The following is a 16,445-nucleotide window of genomic DNA, read 5'->3' on the forward strand; positions in this document are numbered from 1 at the left end:
TATGACGTTACAGCGCGACCCAATCATTGCTTTAGCAACAGCTAAGGGTCGTGCCAGTGTTGGCATTATTAGATTGTCTGGTCAAGGGGTCTTACAAATAAGTAAGGCCCTTTGTCATTCTGAATTAGTCCCTCGCTATGCCACTCTGATTAAATTTCATGATGAAAATCAGGAGCCAATTGATGAGGGATTAGCCATTTACTTTCAGGGCCCTCATTCTTATACAGGCGAAGATGTCTTAGAGTTGCAATGTCATGGAAGCTCTGCTGCCCTCGAGGTTTTGCTAGATTATTGTTTGCGGGTTGGACGGTTGTATGGATTGCGTTTGGCTATGCCGGGTGAATTTACCGAGCGAGCTTTCTTGAATGGAAAAATTGACTTGGCTCAAGCAGAGGCAATTGCAGATTTAATTGATGCCAGCAGCACTTTGGCTGCTAAGGGCGCAGCAAAATCATTAAAGGGCGAATTCTCACAAAAAATTGATGTCTTTTTAAAGGCATTAATTGAGCTTCGCGCATTAACGGAAGCCACCTTAGATTTTCCTGAAGAAGAAATTGATTTTATTAAGCAGCACGATGTCATTAATCGACTTAAAAAGATATTAAGTAGCATTAAGGATGTGAAAAAAGCAGCACAACAGGGCGCGATCATTAGAGATGGTTTGACAATTGTTTTGGTGGGTCAGCCCAACGTAGGAAAGAGTTCCTTAATGAATGCCTTAGCCGGTGAAGAAGTGGCGATCGTTACAGATGTTGCTGGCACAACGCGAGATAGATTAAAAGAAACGATTCAGATTGATGGAATTCCCTTACATGTCGTCGATACAGCGGGGCTTAGGGAAACCAGTGATAGTGTTGAAAAAATTGGCATTGAAAGAACTTGGAAAGCAATTGAGCAGGCGGATTTGGTGTTGCATTTAATGGATGCCACGCATGGCGCTCAAGTTACAGAAACTGATAAAGAGCTCATTAAAAAAATCCAAGAGATTTGCTCAAAACAAGTACCCATCAAAACTGTTTGGAACAAAATTGATCAATCATCTGTGGTGGTAAGTTCTAATGATGGACATGTTTATGTTTCAGCTAAAACGGGCCAGGGACTTGATGCATTAAAAACGGAACTTTTACAAGTAGCTGGTTGGCAGCCCGAGGCTGAGGGTGGCATCCTTGCCAGAAAGCGACACATTGAGGCTTTGTTAGAGGCTGAGACTCATATAGCAACGGCACTTGATTTGCTTGTTCAAGAGGCTGAGTCAGTTGAGCTAGCGGCCGAGGAAATGCGCCTGGCACAAGAGGCCCTTGCCAAAATAACAGGACAGTTTTTGCCAGACGATTTATTGGGCGAAATTTTTAGTACGTTTTGCATTGGTAAATAATTAACCATGCAATTTGATCAAGTTGTGTTAGCCGGCGGCGGTAATCGATGTTGGTGGCAGGCAGGGTTCTGGCACTATTTAAATGAGCACTTACCTCAGAAGCCGAGCAGAATAGTAGCTATCAGCGCGGGAGCCGCTACAGCCTGTCTTTTATATGCAAGACCTGGGCAAGAGGGAGCTGAATGGGGCCTTAACTATTACGCTAAGGTTTTGGCTCAAGTGAGCAAAAATGCCAACTGGGAAAACGTATTCAGTTCAGAACCGGTTTTTCCTCACCATCATTTATATATGGGCGCCCTCACGCATATTCTTGGTGATGGCTTTGATCGTCTGAAGACTGCTCCGGAAATTATGATTGGCTTGGCCCAGGTACCTCATTGGCTGGGGCCACGATCCGCCGTTGTCATTGGGTTGTTGATTTATAACTTAGAAAAATACTTTAAAAAAAGCCTTCATCCTGTTTTAGGAAAAAAATTGGGCTTTAAGCGGGTTTTTGTTGCCGCACAATCATGTCAAACCATGGGTGAACTGGTGGAGCTAATACTTCAATCTTCTTGTACGCCACCATTTACACCCGTTATGCAAAGAAATGGCGCGACTGTTTTGGATGGAGGGCTTGTTGATAATGTGCCCATTGATGGTTTATTGCCTGCAGAACCCGGTCAAAAACTTCAAGAGGTTCTTGTACTTTTAACCAGACGATACCCTTATCCAGATTGCTTTGTTAGGGAGCTCCCAGGCCTTCGTTTAACGTATGTGCAGCCAAGAACGCCCATACTTATTTCAAGTTGGGATTATTCAAAATTTAAGTTGATGCCTTTAGCTTATGAACAGGGGCGCGAAGATGCAAAAAACATCATTTTTTCTAAATCTTTTGGCGGTTAGGTGCCTCTTGATTAAGAGGGTTGGTCAACCCGTTTGTAAGGTCAAAAAGCTCTCCAAGTGGTATCCTTACGTTATTCCAATTACTCAAATCTAACCATGAACGAACCTATGATGAAGGGTGTGGCCCCTATTAATGCGCCATCTTATGTTAAACATCAGAAATTAATTGACTGGGTCGGTGAAATAACCGCTCTAACCCAGCCAGACAGCGTTTACTGGTGTGACGGTTCACAAGAGGAGTACGACCGTTTATGCGCCAAAATGGTTGAGGCTGGAACACTAAAAAAACTTAATCCAGCAAAAAGAAAAAACTCCTATTTAGCGTGTTCTGACCCAAGCGATGTCGCTCGCGTTGAGGACAGAACATATATTTGCTCTGCTAAAAAAGAGGATGCAGGTCCAACTAATAACTGGATGGATCCCGCTGAAATGAGAACCACTCTACAGCCATTATTTGCTGGCTGCATGAAAGGCCGAACCTTGTATGTGGTGCCGTTTTCTATGGGCCCATTAGGTTCACCTATTGCTCATATTGGCGTTGAATTATCAGATAGCCCTTATGTTGCAATCAATATGCGCGTGATGACTCGTATGGGTAAGGGTGTTTTTGATGTTTTAGGAACGGATGGTCCATTTGTTCCTTGTGTGCACACAGTAGGTAAGCCATTAGCCGTCGGTGAAAAAGATGTTGCTTGGCCTTGTAATGCAACGAAGTATATTGTTCACTACCCAGAAACACGTGAGATTTGGTCGTATGGTTCTGGTTACGGTGGTAATGCTTTACTAGGCAAAAAGTGTTTCGCTTTAAGAATCGCCTCTACCATGGGTCGCGATCAAGGTTGGTTGGCAGAGCACATGTTAATTTTGGGTGTTACTTCACCGGAAGGCAAAAAATACCACGTGGCAGCGGCTTTCCCTTCAGCTTGCGGAAAAACAAACTTTGCAATGTTGATTCCACCTCAGGGATATGAGGGTTGGAAGGTAACAACCATTGGTGATGACATTGCTTGGATCAAGCCACGTAAGGACAAGTCTGGTCAAACAAGATTGTTTGCAATTAATCCAGAAGCTGGCTATTTTGGCGTTGCACCGGGTACAAATACCCTAACCAATGCGAATTGCATGGCATCTCTTAACGAAAACGTTATTTTCACAAACGTTGCCTTAACCGATGACGGCGATGTTTGGTGGGAAGGTATGACAGATAAGGCCCCTGATCATCTCATTGATTGGCAGGGTAAAGACTGGACGCCCGCTGATGGCGCAAACGGTCGCAAGGCCTCCCATCCAAATGCTCGCTTTACTGTTGCCGCTACCAATAATCCAGTGATTGACCCTGAGTGGAACAATCCGGATGGTGTTGCGATTGATGCGTTTATTTTTGGTGGTCGACGCTCAACAACCGTGCCTTTGGTTACGGAAGCCCGTAATTGGGTTGAAGGCGTTTATATGGCAGCAACCATGGGCTCAGAAACAACCGCTGCAGCAGCTGGACAGCAGGGTGTTGTGAGACGTGATCCATTTGCGATGTTGCCATTTGCTGGTTACAACATGAGCGACTACTTCCAACATTGGTTGGATATGGGCACAAAGCTTTCAGCAGAAGGCGCTAAGTTGCCAAGTATTTACTGTGTTAACTGGTTCCGTAAAGATGATAGTGGTAAGTTTGTTTGGCCAGGTTACGGCGAGAATATGCGCGTATTGGCTTGGATGTTGGAGCGAATTGAGGGTAAATCAAAAGGTCAAGAGAATATCTTTGGTACAACGCCAACACATGCTGACCTTAATTGGGCTGGTTTGAATTTCACAGCTGAACAGTTCGATAAGGTAACTTCAATTGATAAAGCTGCTTGGCACGATGAAATGAAGTTACATGATCAGTTGTTTGAACAACTTTCATATCATTTACCCAAAGAGTTAGTAGAGACTAAAAAAGCTCTAGAGGCTCGCCTATCAAGTTAAGTGAATCATGGAGGTCAGTAAAATAGCTGACCTTAAAAGAAAAAGCCCCTTTGATGATTAAAGGGGCTTTTTTATTAATTAGGTTAAGTATTGTTAATCAGGTTAATGTTCTTTGGGTAACATATTGGCTGGATTGATGTGAGCGCCCGCTCTCATTACTTCGTAGTGAAGGTGAGGCCCTGAAGATCTTCCAGTATTACCAACCTTAGCAATAATATCGCCTCTCTTGACGGTTTGCCCTGTTCTAACCAAAATCTGACTAGCGTGAGCATAGCGAGTCATAAATCCTTCTGCGTGCTTAATTTCAACCATATTGCCGTATTGTGCTTCGTAACCGGCTCTGCTAACCACGCCACCTGCTGATGCAATAATTGGTGTGCCGACCGACGCAGCAAAATCAAGACCTTCGTGTTTGGCCATGGTTTGAGTAAAGGGGTCTATCCTAAAGCCGTAACCGCTGCTTAAATTGTAATGACCTTTAACTGGGAGCCCTGTAGGGAGGGCGTTTAACCAAGTTAACTGCTTTGTCCATAGTTGATGAACTTCTTGGACGCTTTTCTTAAATGCGGTGACATTATGCAAAGACTCATCAAGTGATTCAACTAGGTCAGAGCTGTTAGTTGATTTAAAACTTGCAGGCTTTAGTGGTCCACCCTTTGCATTGCCACCGGGTATCTGAGACTTAACCGCACTGGGAGTTGCCATTTCCATGAAGCGGTCTTTAATTTTTTGAATTTGTAGGAGTTCTTCGGTGGTGGCTTGAAGGTTTTCTTGAATGAGCCTTAGTCTTTCTTGATAGGCCTCTTCAATTTTGTCTTGTTCGGCCTGAGTTAAAACACCCCCCATTGCTCGGGCAATATCGGGGCGAGCTTCAATAGCAATGCGAAGACCAACAAAATGCAAAATACCACCAACCGCAATTAAAAAGGCTGCAAAAATAGCGATGCCCATTGAGACAGTTCTCAAAGTGATTGATATTTTTCTAACCCGGCCGGTTGGACCAGAAACCCACATTAATTGCATGAAATCAGTTCAAATATAACAATCCTTCATTATAAAGCCAGACCCAAAGATGCCCAAACCACAAACCACCTATGATGCTATTGTTATTGGGGCGGGTATAGCCGGTGCTGCCATCGTTAAATCATTGAAAAATAACAAAATAAGTAATTTTTTAGTGATAGATCAGGGGGCGTCTGAGGCAACTAAAACAAGCGCGCATGCTGAAGCTTTATGCCACCCGTATATTGGAAGAGGCGCGTCTAGGCTTCAACGACTAACTTTTATGGCTTTTAATGAGGCTAGGCATGTTTGGGCCACAAGTTGGCGCGGTGACGGGGTCTTTCATTTACCAAGAACTCAAGACGGTTTTAGTAAAGATCTGATGAGTGAGAGGCTACTGTCCCAAGGATTCAGTCCCGAAAAGGCTATTCCGCTCAGTCAAGCTGAGGCATTGAGAATGCTGAACGTTAATGCGGGGGGTACATTTTTCCCAGAGGGTGGCTGGGTTAATATTCAGCAAGCATGCCAAGAGACGTTTGAATGTGTGCCATCGGCCCAGAAACGTTGGTCAACAGAAGTGGCAAAGATCCATTATGAAAATGGGCATTGGGTCGTTCTAGATTCACAGCTTGAGCAGATCGCAATAACAAAGCGCTTATTTTTAGCAAATGGGTTGGGTGCAAAGAAATTAGCCAATGGTTTGAACGTGGATTTACCCTTGAAACCCGTTAGGGGGCAGCTCTCTCGGTTCCGATTTAAATCAGATACCACTTGGAGCACCCATATCCCAAAGGTCGCCCTTTCTGGGAAGGCTTATTGTTTGCCACCAAGTCTCGTAGAAAAGGATTGTTATGAGTGGGTCATTGGGTCCACTTATAACGAGGGTATCGATGATTTAAGTAGGTGGCCAGAAAGTGATTTGGAAAACAGCTCACTGATGAAAGAGATGTTGTCGCTTTCTTCAATTGAAGAAGAGCTGCAAGCACACAGTGCATTTATAGGGGTTCGCTGTGTTGCTAGCGATCGACTTCCTATTATTGGACCCGTTGATGGGTGCCCGGGCTTGTATACATTGATCTCTCTTGGGTCTAGAGGAGTCATGTGGTCTGCATTAGGAAGCCAGATGTTCACAGAACACCTGGCGCACGAGATGGCTCACTCAGCCTTTTTTGATGCTCGTTTTTTTGCTGGCGCTCGTTTAGCTGCTGCTGGCTTAACTGCTGATTTAGCAGCCACCTTGGGTGCAGCGCGTTTTTTAGCAGGCGCCTCAAACTCAAAACTAATTTTGCCATCCGGTTGACGAGCTAAGTAAGCTTTAAAGCCGCGACCCGTTCTATTGGATTTGAAATTCGTTAATAAGTCTGTTTTACCTTCAGCGAGTAACTTAGAAACTTGTTCTCTCGAAATTTCTTGCTGGAGAACAACTTTTCCAGTTGAAAAATCACATGACTTGCTTGGACCAACACTGCGCTCACATAAATATTTCATGCCGTGCTCATAAACAGCGCTCGAACATTTCGGACAAGCACCCAAAGAGGTCTGCCCAGTGAAATCAACTTCTTCCAAGCTGTCTTCTTCACTATTACCAAAGTCAAACTCTAGTTTGAATCCAGCGTTTGGATAGTCTTTGTCATCTTCTGGGATGGCAACCAATTTAATAATTGCTGCAAATGGGCGCCCCATTTTGCTTCTAAAGCCTTGAAGCGGCCCAATCTCTTTGTTGGCAATGAAGGCCTCAGCCTCGTCGTATTCAAATGCTCTGCCACCTGGAATTTTGCTGATAGAGAAGCCGCACTTTTCACAAGCAAAGCGACGGTAGTTTTCCTTAACCAATCCGCCGCAGTGTGGGCATGGTGTTTTGAGGTCAGCATAATCGCCAGGAATGGTGTCGCTGTCATACTCTTTTGCACGCTTAACAATCCGCTGTGTAATTTGAGCAATTTCTTGCATGAAGGTATTTCGGTCAATTTGACCTTTTTCCATGAGCGCTAATTTATGCTCCCAATTACCAGTAAGCGCAGGCTGCGTTAATTCTTCGACGCCGAGACCTCGAAGTAAAGTCATTAGCTGGAATGCTTTAGCCGTTGGAATAATTTCGCGCGCTTCACGTACCATGTATTTCTCAGCAAGCAAGCCTTCGATGATGGCGGCTCTTGTTGCTGGGGTTCCTAAGCCTTTATCGGACATGGCTTCGCGCATGTCATCATCATCAACTAACTTTCCTGCGCCTTCCATGGCTGATAGTAGCGTCGCCTCTGTATATCTAGCGGGCGGCTTTGTTTTCAGCGGTACAGGATTAACAGATTCTGTTTGTACCTTTTCATTTTCTGCAACCACCACCAACTCTTTGTCATCTTGAGTTGATTTACCGTAAACCGTTAGCCACCCAGGATTGGTTAGTATTTTTCCATCCGTCTTAAACATGTGGCCGCTCACCTCAGTGATGCGTGTGGTGATCTTGAATTCTGCTGCTGGGAAGAAGATCGCCATAAAGCGTCTGACAACCAAGTCATACAGTTTTTGTTCGGGCTCGGATAAATTCTTGGGTGCTTGAAGCGTTGGAATAATCGCAAAGTGATCAGAAATCTTACTGTTATCAAAGATTTTCTTATTGGGCTTAACCCATGAGCTATTCAAAATCTGAGAAGCAAAGGGGTAATAGTTATCCGAGCTCTCTGCTAGCATTTCTAGAGTGCTGGTAACGGTTGGCAAATAGTCCTCTGGCAGAGCTCGTGAGTCAGTTCTTGGATAAGTTAAAACTTTGTGTCTCTCATAAAGAGCTTGCGCCAGACCCAGTGTGTTTTTGGCAGAGAATCCAAAGCGCGCATTGGCCTCACGCTGCAGGCTGGTTAGATCAAAAAGCTGAGGCGCTGCTTGTGAGCTCGGTTTTGACTCTTCGGTAACCTTGCCTGATTTGTCATGACAAGCTGCGACGATGCTTGCAGCAGCGGCTTCACTCCAAAGGCGACTTTCTTTCTTCTCAGGATCAACTGTGGCGTCCTTGGATTCTTTTTTGAATTTAGGGTCAAACCACTTACCTTGGTAAATGCCGGCAGCACAAATAAACTCAGCACTAACTTCCCAGTAATCACGTGAAATAAATTTACGAATTAACTCTTCTCTCTCAACCACAATAGAAAGAGTTGGCGTTTGCACTCGACCAACGGTTGTTAGAAAGAAGCCACCACTTTTGCTATTAAAAGCGGTCATGGCACGAGTGCCATTGATGCCCACTAACCAGTCAGACTCGGAGCGGCAGCGTGCTGCATTAGCCAAGTTAAGAAGATCATCATCACTACGAAGCTTGGTAAAGCCATCGCGAATCGCCTGAGGCGTCATCGACTGAAGCCACAGGCGCTCAACTGATTGGGTGGCTTTGGTGTACTGTGCAATAAGCCTAAAAATTAATTCACCCTCGCGTCCCGCGTCACAGGCGTTAATCAGGCGGTTGATGTCTTTACGTTTAATGAGTTTCTGTAGGACTTTAAGGCGAGCCTCTGTCTTTGCAATGGGCCGTAAGTCAAAGTGCGGGGGAATTACCGGGAGGTTAGTAAATGACCACTTACCCCTCTTTACCTCATAGGCATCGGGAGCGGCTATTTCTAATAAGTGTCCTACAGCAGATGACACAACAAAGTCATCGCTTTCAAAATAGTCTTCATGCTTTGTAAATCCGCCAATTGCGCGAGCAATATCAGCCGCTACAGACGGTTTTTCAGCAATAATAAGAGCCTTGTAATGGCTCGGTTCAGCAGTAGTTTTTGCCACGATGCAGCTTTCCCAAAGGGTCTAATTAAATGAATTTCCTTTTTTCATTATTAACCGATAAATGGAAAAGTTGGAAAAAATTAAAAAACAGCCACTTTTTTCTTATTAATAGTGTTGATCGTGAATGAACCATTTCATAACTTAAAAATGAGCTCCTCCGCGATGTCCGAGGGTCTCTCTGTTAACTTGGCCCCCTCTCGAATGAGTTGATGGCATCCCGAGGAGCAGACTTTGCCAATTCCATTCGGAATGGCAAAAACCTCTCGACCAAGCTCGTTGGCAATTCTGGCAGTTATTAAGGAGCCTGATTTTTGAGTGGCTTCAACAACAAGGGTGCCAAGTGAAAGGGCTGCAATCAAACGGTTTCTTTGCGGGAAGTGATACGGCTTGGTGACTGTGCCAATTGGATACTCGGAGATTAACAGGCCATTTTCAGCAATTTTTTGCGATAAACCCTTGTTTTTGATCGGGTAACACCGATCCAAGCTCGTGCCGCATACCGCAATCGTGCAGTAATCAAGTTCCGAGCTAAGGGCGCCTAGATGAGAGGCGGTATCGATGCCCTCGGCCATGCCAGAAACAACGCAAATTCCCATATGGACTAAGGATTTTCCAAAATCATGAGCATGTCTTAAGCCCTGTTGACTAGCTTTTCTGGAGCCCACAATGGCTAAACTGGGTAATCTAAGTGCTTCGAGATGGCCTCTGCAAAATATTTCTAGGGGAGGGTCCTGCAAATCAAGCAATCTCCTCGGATAATAGGGGCTTGATTGATTGATTGCGATAATAGAAGTCATATATCAATTGTCTGTGCTTTAAAAGATCCCAACAATCAGCCTTTATTGAACCTTTTGTAAGAAACTTTTGAAATGGCCGTATTACCTATCCTTAACTATCCTGATCCGCGTTTGCACACGGTGGCAAAGCCTGTCATTGAGGTAAATGACAAAGTTCGTGCATTGGTCAAAGATATGGCTCAAACCATGTATGAAGCTCCGGGCATTGGGTTGGCCGCAACGCAGGTGAACGTTCATCAACAAATTATTGTGATTGATTTGTCGGATGAGAGAAATCAGTTACAAGTCTTTATCAACCCAGAGTTGATTTGGACGAGCGAAGAAACAAAAGTCTGGCAAGAGGGCTGCTTATCTGTACCAGATTTTTACGATGAAGTATCTCGACCTTCTGAAGTAAAGGTGAAGGCATTGGGTCTCGATGGTAAGCCTTTTGAAATTCATGCGGATGGCTTGATGGCAGTTTGTATTCAACATGAAATGGATCATTTGAAGGGCAAGGTCTTTGTTGAGTATTTGTCATCATTAAAGCGGATGCGCATTGCTGGCAAGCTAAAGAAAAGAATTAAAGCAGGTGTTATTTAATGTTGAAGGTTGTATTTGCGGGCACACCGGAGTTTGCAAAAGTAGCCTTGGAGTTGATTGAGTGTGCAGGTCATCGAATTGTGATGGTCATGACTCAACCGGATCGGCCGGCGGGCAGAGGTATGAGCTTGCAGGCAAGCCCAGTTAAACAGTTTGCCCTTACTAAAAATATTCCTGTCCTACAGCCCAGCTCTCTAAAAGTCGATGGCAAATATGCCGACGAAGCTAAGGATGCGCTTCATCAGCTTGAAGCCATTGATTTCGATGTGATGGTGGTAGCCGCTTACGGTTTGATTTTGCCTAAAGAAGTATTTGAGGTTGCAGAACGTCAAGGTCGCGCTGGTTGTTTGAATATTCACGCGTCACTCCTTCCTCGTTGGAGGGGGGCTGCACCCATACATAGAGCCATTGAAGCTGGTGACTTAACAACTGGCATTTCAATTATGCAAATGGATTTAGGTCTTGATACCGGTCCGGTGATTGCCAAAAAGGAGTTAGCTATACAGGATCAAGAGACAACCGCTTGCTTGCATGATCGTTTGGCTTTGCTTGGTGGGGAGATGATAGTTGAAGCCCTGTCTCAGTATGAGAAAAATCATGCGCTCCCTAGTTTGATTCAGGATGCTGTTGGCGTGACCTATGCTCATAAAATACAAAAAGAAGAGGCTCGCCTTGACTGGTCTGAGAGCGCTGAAAAGTTAAATCGCCAGATAAGAGCCTTTAACCCTTTCCCGGGCGCTAACTTTGAGAAGGATGGTCAGGTTATCAAAGTATGGGGCGCAAAAATCACGGCGCTTCTCGCGGGTAGCTTTACTCAAGGACAAATAGTCTCGATTGATAATCATGGCGTTCATGTGGCTACAGGCTCAGGAGTTTTATTGTTAACAGAATTACAAAAGCCGGGTGGCAAGCGCACCCCAGCTATCCAGCTAGCTCAAAGTTTGGCTTGGGCGCCAGGTCAACAGTTATTCAAGTAATTGACCCTTTGCAACCATTTGAAAGTATCAACAATTGCTTGTATGAGATGCAAGTTGCTATATAAAAAACTAGAATTGAGAAAAGATACTTTTCTAAGGAATAGAGCACATGTTTAATTGGTTTAAAACCGGAATATTGATGGCCGGTATTACCGCCTTGTTTGTGGTGGTTGGTGGTATGTTGGGTGGTGAGCAAGGCATGTTAATGGCGTTGTTATTTGCATTTGGCATGAACTTTTTTAGCTACTGGTTTTCTGACAAGATGGTTTTGAAAATGATGAATGCAAGGGAGGTCGATGAAGTTGCCGCCCCTCATTTTTATCGTATGGTGCAAGAGTTATCCCAGCGCGCCAATTTGCCAATGCCAAAGGTTTACCTAATAGATGAGGCTGCGCCGAATGCTTTTGCAACGGGGCGCAATCCCCAACATGCCGCCGTTGCAGCAACAACGGGCATATTAAGAATTCTTTCTGAAAGAGAAATTCGTGGTGTGATGGCGCATGAGTTAGCGCACGTTAAAAATAGAGATATTCTTATTTCTACCATTTCAGCAACAATGGCGGGTGCTTTATCGGCGCTTGCCAATTTTGCAATGTTCTTTGGTAGCCGAGATTCAGAGGGTCGCCCGAGCAATCCGATCGCAACGATTTTGGTGGCGATTCTGGCACCATTGGCAGCAAGCTTGATTCAAATGGCCATTTCAAGAGCTAGAGAGTATGAGGCCGATCGAGGGGGCGCTGAAATTTGTGGTGATCCAGAAGCTTTAGCCAGTGCGCTTGATAAAATCCAACGCTATGCCGCAGGACAACACTTTGATGCGGTCGAGCATCACCCAGAAACAGCTCAGATGATGATTATGAATCCTCTCTCAGGCGGCGGTATTTCTGGATTATTTTCAACTCACCCGCCAACGGTTGAGCGTGTGTCACGCTTGATGGAAATGGCAAGAACTGGAACTTACCCTGTCTGATATTAAACAACAAGGCGCAAGCCTCTCAAAGTCGCTCCTCGCAACAGCAAAGGTTCTGGAGCAAGTTCAGTCGGGAGTTTCATTAACGGTTGCCATGCAAACCGTTACTCCCGCCCTAAGACCCGCGGTTCAAAGCATTACTTTCCAGGCTCTCAGACGAGGGTATTGGGTGCATGAAGTTTTAAATCAATATGTTCAAAAATCACCACCGGGATTAACGCTATATCTTTTATGGGCTGCGATTTCATTGGTGCCTGAAAAAAATGGTGAAGCAATGTACCCGATGCATACATTGGTTAATGAGGCAGTTAATGCAACAAACCTAGATGCTAATCTGGGGTATGCCAAAGGGTTGATCAATGCTGTGCTTCGTCGTGTTTTAAGAAACGAAAATATCTATCAAGAAATTTCTGAAGATAAAAACCCTTCATATCCTGAGTGGTGGTTAAGAAAATTAAAGTTTGCTTACCCCAATGAGTTGAATGCCATCATTTCTTGCTCAAGAGAAAAGCCCCCCTTAACTCTTCGTTTAAACCATAGACAGTTATCAACAGCAGAGGCTCAAGAGGGCTATTTGGCAGAGGTTAAAGCTGCTGGCTTGGAGTTTAAAAGAGTTCAACCCATTGCTAAAGTGGCCATACCTGCGGGGGTGGAGTTAGCATCGGCAGTCCCAGTGGCTCAGATCCCTGGATTTTTTAATGGGGCTTGCTCCGTTCAGGATGCTGGTGCGCAACTGGCTGCTCGGTTGCTCAATCCACCAAAAAATGCCAGAGTGCTCGATGCGTGCGCTGCCCCAGGCGGTAAGTCGGCGCAGCTATTGGAGCAATTTGATATTGAGTTGGATGCACTTGAAATTGATCCCGTGCGTGCCAAAAGAATTGAAGAAAACTTTGCTCGTTTAAAGTTAGAGGGTGGGCGCGTCTTAATCGGCGATGCCTCACAGCCAAAGTCATGGTTTAAAGGTGAGTTATATGACGCCATCTTGGCAGACGTTCCTTGTTCTGCCTCAGGCATTGTCAGACGTCACCCTGATATTCCTTACTTAAGACAAGAGGGAGATATTAAAAACCTGCAAGTAACGCAGCGAAAAATATTAACCGCGTTATGGGATGTTCTCAAGCCAGGTGGAAAGTTACTCTACGTTACCTGCTCTATATTTCCAGATGAGGGTGAGTTGCAGGCAAAATGGTGGTTATCAGCGATGCCAAATGCGTTACGATTAGATGCACCAGGGCAATTGTTACCAACCAAGCATCACGATGGTTTCTTTTATGCCCTATTTGAGAAAAAGAAAGCTTAAGTATTAAAAATAGTATGCGTCGAATACTGAGATGGATTGCAGTAGTCTTGACCACGGCAACCTTTGGGGTTGGGGTGGCGCATGCTAACGATATTGAGTTCAAAAAAGTAAGTCTGCGCCCGATAGATCAAGCATGGGTTTTGGATGCCGATCTCTCACTTCAATTAAGTCCAGCTCTTGAGCAATTAGTTAATAAAGGCGTTGTTCTGCACTTTGTGACGGAGTTTCAATTAACCAAGAGTCGTTGGTATTGGTTTGATGCAAAAACAGTTGAAGTACAAAGAGTTTCAAAAATATCTTATCAGGCCTTAACCAATCAGTATCGCGTTACTCTGGGCAGCTTTAGTCTGTCCGCATCCAATTTAAAGCAGGCATTGGCTGCCGTTCGAACCATTGAAGATTGGGCTGTGATTGAAGCTTCTGCGATAAACGTCAATCAAAATTATCAAGCTGCTGTTCGCATGCGCTTAGATACCAATCAATTAGCAAAGCCTTTTCAGGTTAATGCTATCAACTCTAGATCTTGGAATTTACAAAGCGAATGGCAACGCTTCGAATTTTCTCCTAAGCAATTGATCAACGGAGTTAATCCATGACCAAGGTATTAGCAAAACCTTTGTTAGTGGGCACCATTGTTTTATTGGCCCTAATCTTGCTGGTTTTATTGGCTGTAGCCTCAGCCAACACATCTTTTTTTGATCAATATTTTGCATGGCTTTTTGCGGCAAATGTGGTCGTGGGCCTTCTATTTGTTGTTGTCATTATTGTTTTGGTCATCACCATCGCCATTCGTTGGCGTCAAAAATATTTCGGCGCACGTTTGATCGCTAAGCTGGCCATGTTTTTTGCATTAGTCGGTGTTTTGCCGGGTGCTATTTTGTATGGTGTCTCTTTGCAGTTTGTGTCACGAAGCATTGAGTCGTGGTTTGATGTTAAGGTTGAGAGGGCCTTAGAGGCGGGCCTCAATCTTGGGCGAACGACCATCGAAATTTCTAAAGGGGATTTATTAAGCAAGGGCCGTGAGCTGGTTAGCACCATTCAAGCAGACTCGGGAAGATCGGGAGAGGGTGGCTTAACCTTGTTGCTTTCGCGACAGCGTCAGCAGATGGATTTAAAAGAATTGGCCATTTTTGCATCAGGCCCCAAAACAATTGCTAGTGCAAGCTTAGGTTTAAGTTCTTTTGTAAGCCAAATGGCTACTGAGGACAAGTTGACTCAAGTTCGATCGTTAGGTCAATTGGTTGAAATTGATGAGCCTAGCCGAGATGTAGAGCAATCTACCTATCGCATAAAGTTATTGCTGCCTCTGCAGCGCTCCTCAACAAATCTAGAAGCGGGTTTTAATTTTAAAAACCAAGCAGAAGATCGATATATGTTGTTAGTAAAAGATATGCCAGAAAGTTTAAGTAGCAATGCGCTCTCTGTTCAAGAAGCTTATATTGAGTATCAAGAAAAAGCGCTGGGCAGATCCGGTTTGAGAAAAATGTATATCGGCACATTAACGATTACATTATTTTTAGCCTTGTTTATTGCTATGACCTTGGCTTTGTTGCTAGGTAAGCAGTTGGCCTATCCGCTGATCATGTTGCTAAAAGGCACAAAGGCTGTTGCGGAGGGGGATTTATCTCCAAGACCTGAAATTAATACAGGGGACGAGTTGGGATTGTTAACCCGCCAGTTCAATGTGATGACGAAGCAATTGCTGGATGCTAGAAACTCCTTGCAAGACTCGAAAGCATTTTCAGAAAGTATTCTTTCTAATCTAACAGCGGGTGTATGCGTGTTAGATGTTAATCAAAGATTGGTTCTTTCAAATGCTGGAGCTGAACGTATTTTTGAAATGTCTCTTAGCCAGTGTATCGGTCAAAGTTTAGGGAGCATTTCTAAGCTCGCAGCATTTGATAATGCTGTCAAAGAAGCTTTCCATGAGCATGACATATCCAATAACGACCCCTCTGCTCACTGGCAAAAACAAATTATCTTGGGCGAAGAGTCTAAAGATCATCAGCATGAGCATGGTATTACGTTGTTGGTGCGTGGTACGCGTTTACCCAATAACTTATTGATCGTGGTTTTTGATGATATTTCCGAGGTGATCACGGCGCAGCGCTCAATTGCTTGGGGTGAGGTCGCGCGAAGACTGGCTCATGAGATCAAGAACCCACTGACGCCCATTCAATTATCTGCTGAGAGGATCGCTCAAAAATTAAGCCACCAGTTAGAGCCTAGTCAGCAGGAATTTTTAACTAAAAGTACTGCAACGATCATTGCACAGGTTGAAGCCATGAAGCAGATGGTGAATGATTTTAGAGATTTTGCTAAAACCCCTGAAGCGAACTTACAAAACTTATCGATCAATGATTTGGTTATTGATGTTCTCGGGCTTTATGAGGGAAGCCCTGTTAGAGCTGAACTCGATAAAGCCTGTCCAGGTATCTCTGCAGACCCAACGCAGATGAGACAAGTGATTCATAACCTTGTTCAGAATGCATTAGATGCGAGCTTAGAGGCTCATCAGGGTGGCGACTTTTCTGTTCTAATTAAAACAGAATTCCTGCCATCACCTCAACATGCATCTTCTGATTTGGGTATTGTGAAGTTAAGTATTCTTGATGCGGGTACTGGCTTTGCTAGCAGAATATTAAATAGAGCTTTTGAGCCCTACGTGACAACAAAAGTCAAAGGTACTGGTCTTGGCTTGGCAACAGTTAAGAAAATCATTGATGAGCATGGTGCCAGAATTGAATTACGTAATCGTATGAATCAAAATCAAGTGATAGGCGCTGAGGTGTCTATCTATTTCAATCAGTTAGCAAGGCAAAGTTAG

12 protein-coding genes and 1 pseudogene are annotated in these 16,445 nt (G+C 44.4%); 10 read left to right on the plus strand and 3 right to left on the minus strand.

Going from position 1 to position 16,445, the window contains the following annotated elements:
• Position 1: 1 nt before the first annotated feature.
• From mnmE to ICN28_RS05785, 3 genes are all read left to right on the plus strand, one after another.
• Positions 2-1,375 (plus strand): tRNA uridine-5-carboxymethylaminomethyl(34) synthesis GTPase MnmE, encoded by a 1,374-nt coding sequence (mnmE, locus tag ICN28_RS05775; RefSeq protein ID WP_216286999.1) that lies wholly within the window; start codon positions 2-4, stop codon positions 1,373-1,375.
• Between the two features lie 6 nt (positions 1,376-1,381).
• On the plus strand, positions 1,382-2,260 hold the full coding sequence (locus ICN28_RS05780; RefSeq protein WP_216287001.1) for a patatin-like phospholipase family protein: 879 nt from the start codon (positions 1,382-1,384) through the stop codon (positions 2,258-2,260).
• A 96-nt stretch (positions 2,261-2,356) separates the two neighbouring features.
• A complete protein-coding gene (locus tag ICN28_RS05785; RefSeq protein WP_216287003.1) occupies positions 2,357-4,222 on the plus strand; it encodes a phosphoenolpyruvate carboxykinase (GTP) in 1,866 nt (621 codons plus the stop codon).
• Between the two features lie 102 nt (positions 4,223-4,324).
• Here the strand turns inward: ICN28_RS05785 and ICN28_RS05790 are convergent, their stop codons facing one another.
• Entirely contained in the window at positions 4,325-5,245 is a 921-nt protein-coding gene (locus ICN28_RS05790) for a M23 family metallopeptidase (RefSeq protein WP_216287005.1), read from the minus strand.
• 49 nt (positions 5,246-5,294) lie between these two features.
• Between ICN28_RS05790 and ICN28_RS09575 the strand changes: the two are divergent.
• Positions 5,295-6,347 (plus strand): annotated as a pseudogene (locus tag ICN28_RS09575) (FAD-dependent oxidoreductase); the annotation flags it as partial.
• A 32-nt stretch (positions 6,348-6,379) separates the two neighbouring features.
• Here the strand turns inward: ICN28_RS09575 and ICN28_RS05795 are convergent.
• Entirely contained in the window at positions 6,380-8,992 is a 2,613-nt protein-coding gene (locus tag ICN28_RS05795; protein ID WP_216287007.1) for a DNA topoisomerase III, read from the minus strand.
• 134 nt (positions 8,993-9,126) lie between these two features.
• On the minus strand, positions 9,127-9,789 hold the full coding sequence (gene dprA / locus ICN28_RS05800) for a DNA-processing protein DprA (protein WP_216287009.1): 663 nt from the start codon (positions 9,787-9,789) through the stop codon (positions 9,127-9,129).
• A 72-nt stretch (positions 9,790-9,861) separates the two neighbouring features.
• Between dprA and def the strand changes: the two genes are divergently transcribed.
• From def to ICN28_RS05830, 6 genes are all read left to right on the plus strand, one after another.
• Positions 9,862-10,371 carry a peptide deformylase gene (gene def / locus ICN28_RS05805; protein ID WP_216287012.1) on the plus strand — a complete coding sequence of 170 codons (510 nt, stop codon included), beginning with the start codon at positions 9,862-9,864 and terminating at the stop codon, positions 10,369-10,371.
• Positions 10,371-11,348, plus strand: a complete 978-nt coding sequence (gene fmt / locus ICN28_RS05810) for a methionyl-tRNA formyltransferase (RefSeq protein ID WP_216287014.1) — start codon at positions 10,371-10,373, stop codon at positions 11,346-11,348. The genes def and fmt overlap by 1 nt, the downstream gene beginning before the upstream one ends.
• Positions 11,349-11,457: 109 nt before the next feature.
• Complete coding sequence (gene htpX / locus ICN28_RS05815) at positions 11,458-12,318, plus strand: zinc metalloprotease HtpX (protein ID WP_216287016.1); 861 nt, start codon at positions 11,458-11,460, stop codon at positions 12,316-12,318.
• 1 nt (position 12,319) lies between these two features.
• Complete coding sequence (rsmB, locus tag ICN28_RS05820; protein ID WP_370626479.1) at positions 12,320-13,618, plus strand: 16S rRNA (cytosine(967)-C(5))-methyltransferase RsmB; 1,299 nt, start codon at positions 12,320-12,322, stop codon at positions 13,616-13,618.
• Positions 13,619-13,632: 14 nt separating this feature from the next.
• A complete protein-coding gene (locus ICN28_RS05825) occupies positions 13,633-14,214 on the plus strand; it encodes a DUF4390 domain-containing protein (protein WP_216287018.1) in 582 nt (193 codons plus the stop codon).
• Positions 14,211-16,445: an ATP-binding protein gene (locus tag ICN28_RS05830; RefSeq protein ID WP_216287020.1), complete on the plus strand. Its 2,235-nt coding sequence runs from the start codon at positions 14,211-14,213 to the stop codon at positions 16,443-16,445. Before ICN28_RS05825 ends, ICN28_RS05830 begins: the two co-directional genes overlap by 4 nt.

Source organism: Polynucleobacter sp. 30F-ANTBAC, from assembly GCF_018882385.1.
Taxonomy (GTDB): domain Bacteria; phylum Pseudomonadota; class Gammaproteobacteria; order Burkholderiales; family Burkholderiaceae; genus Polynucleobacter.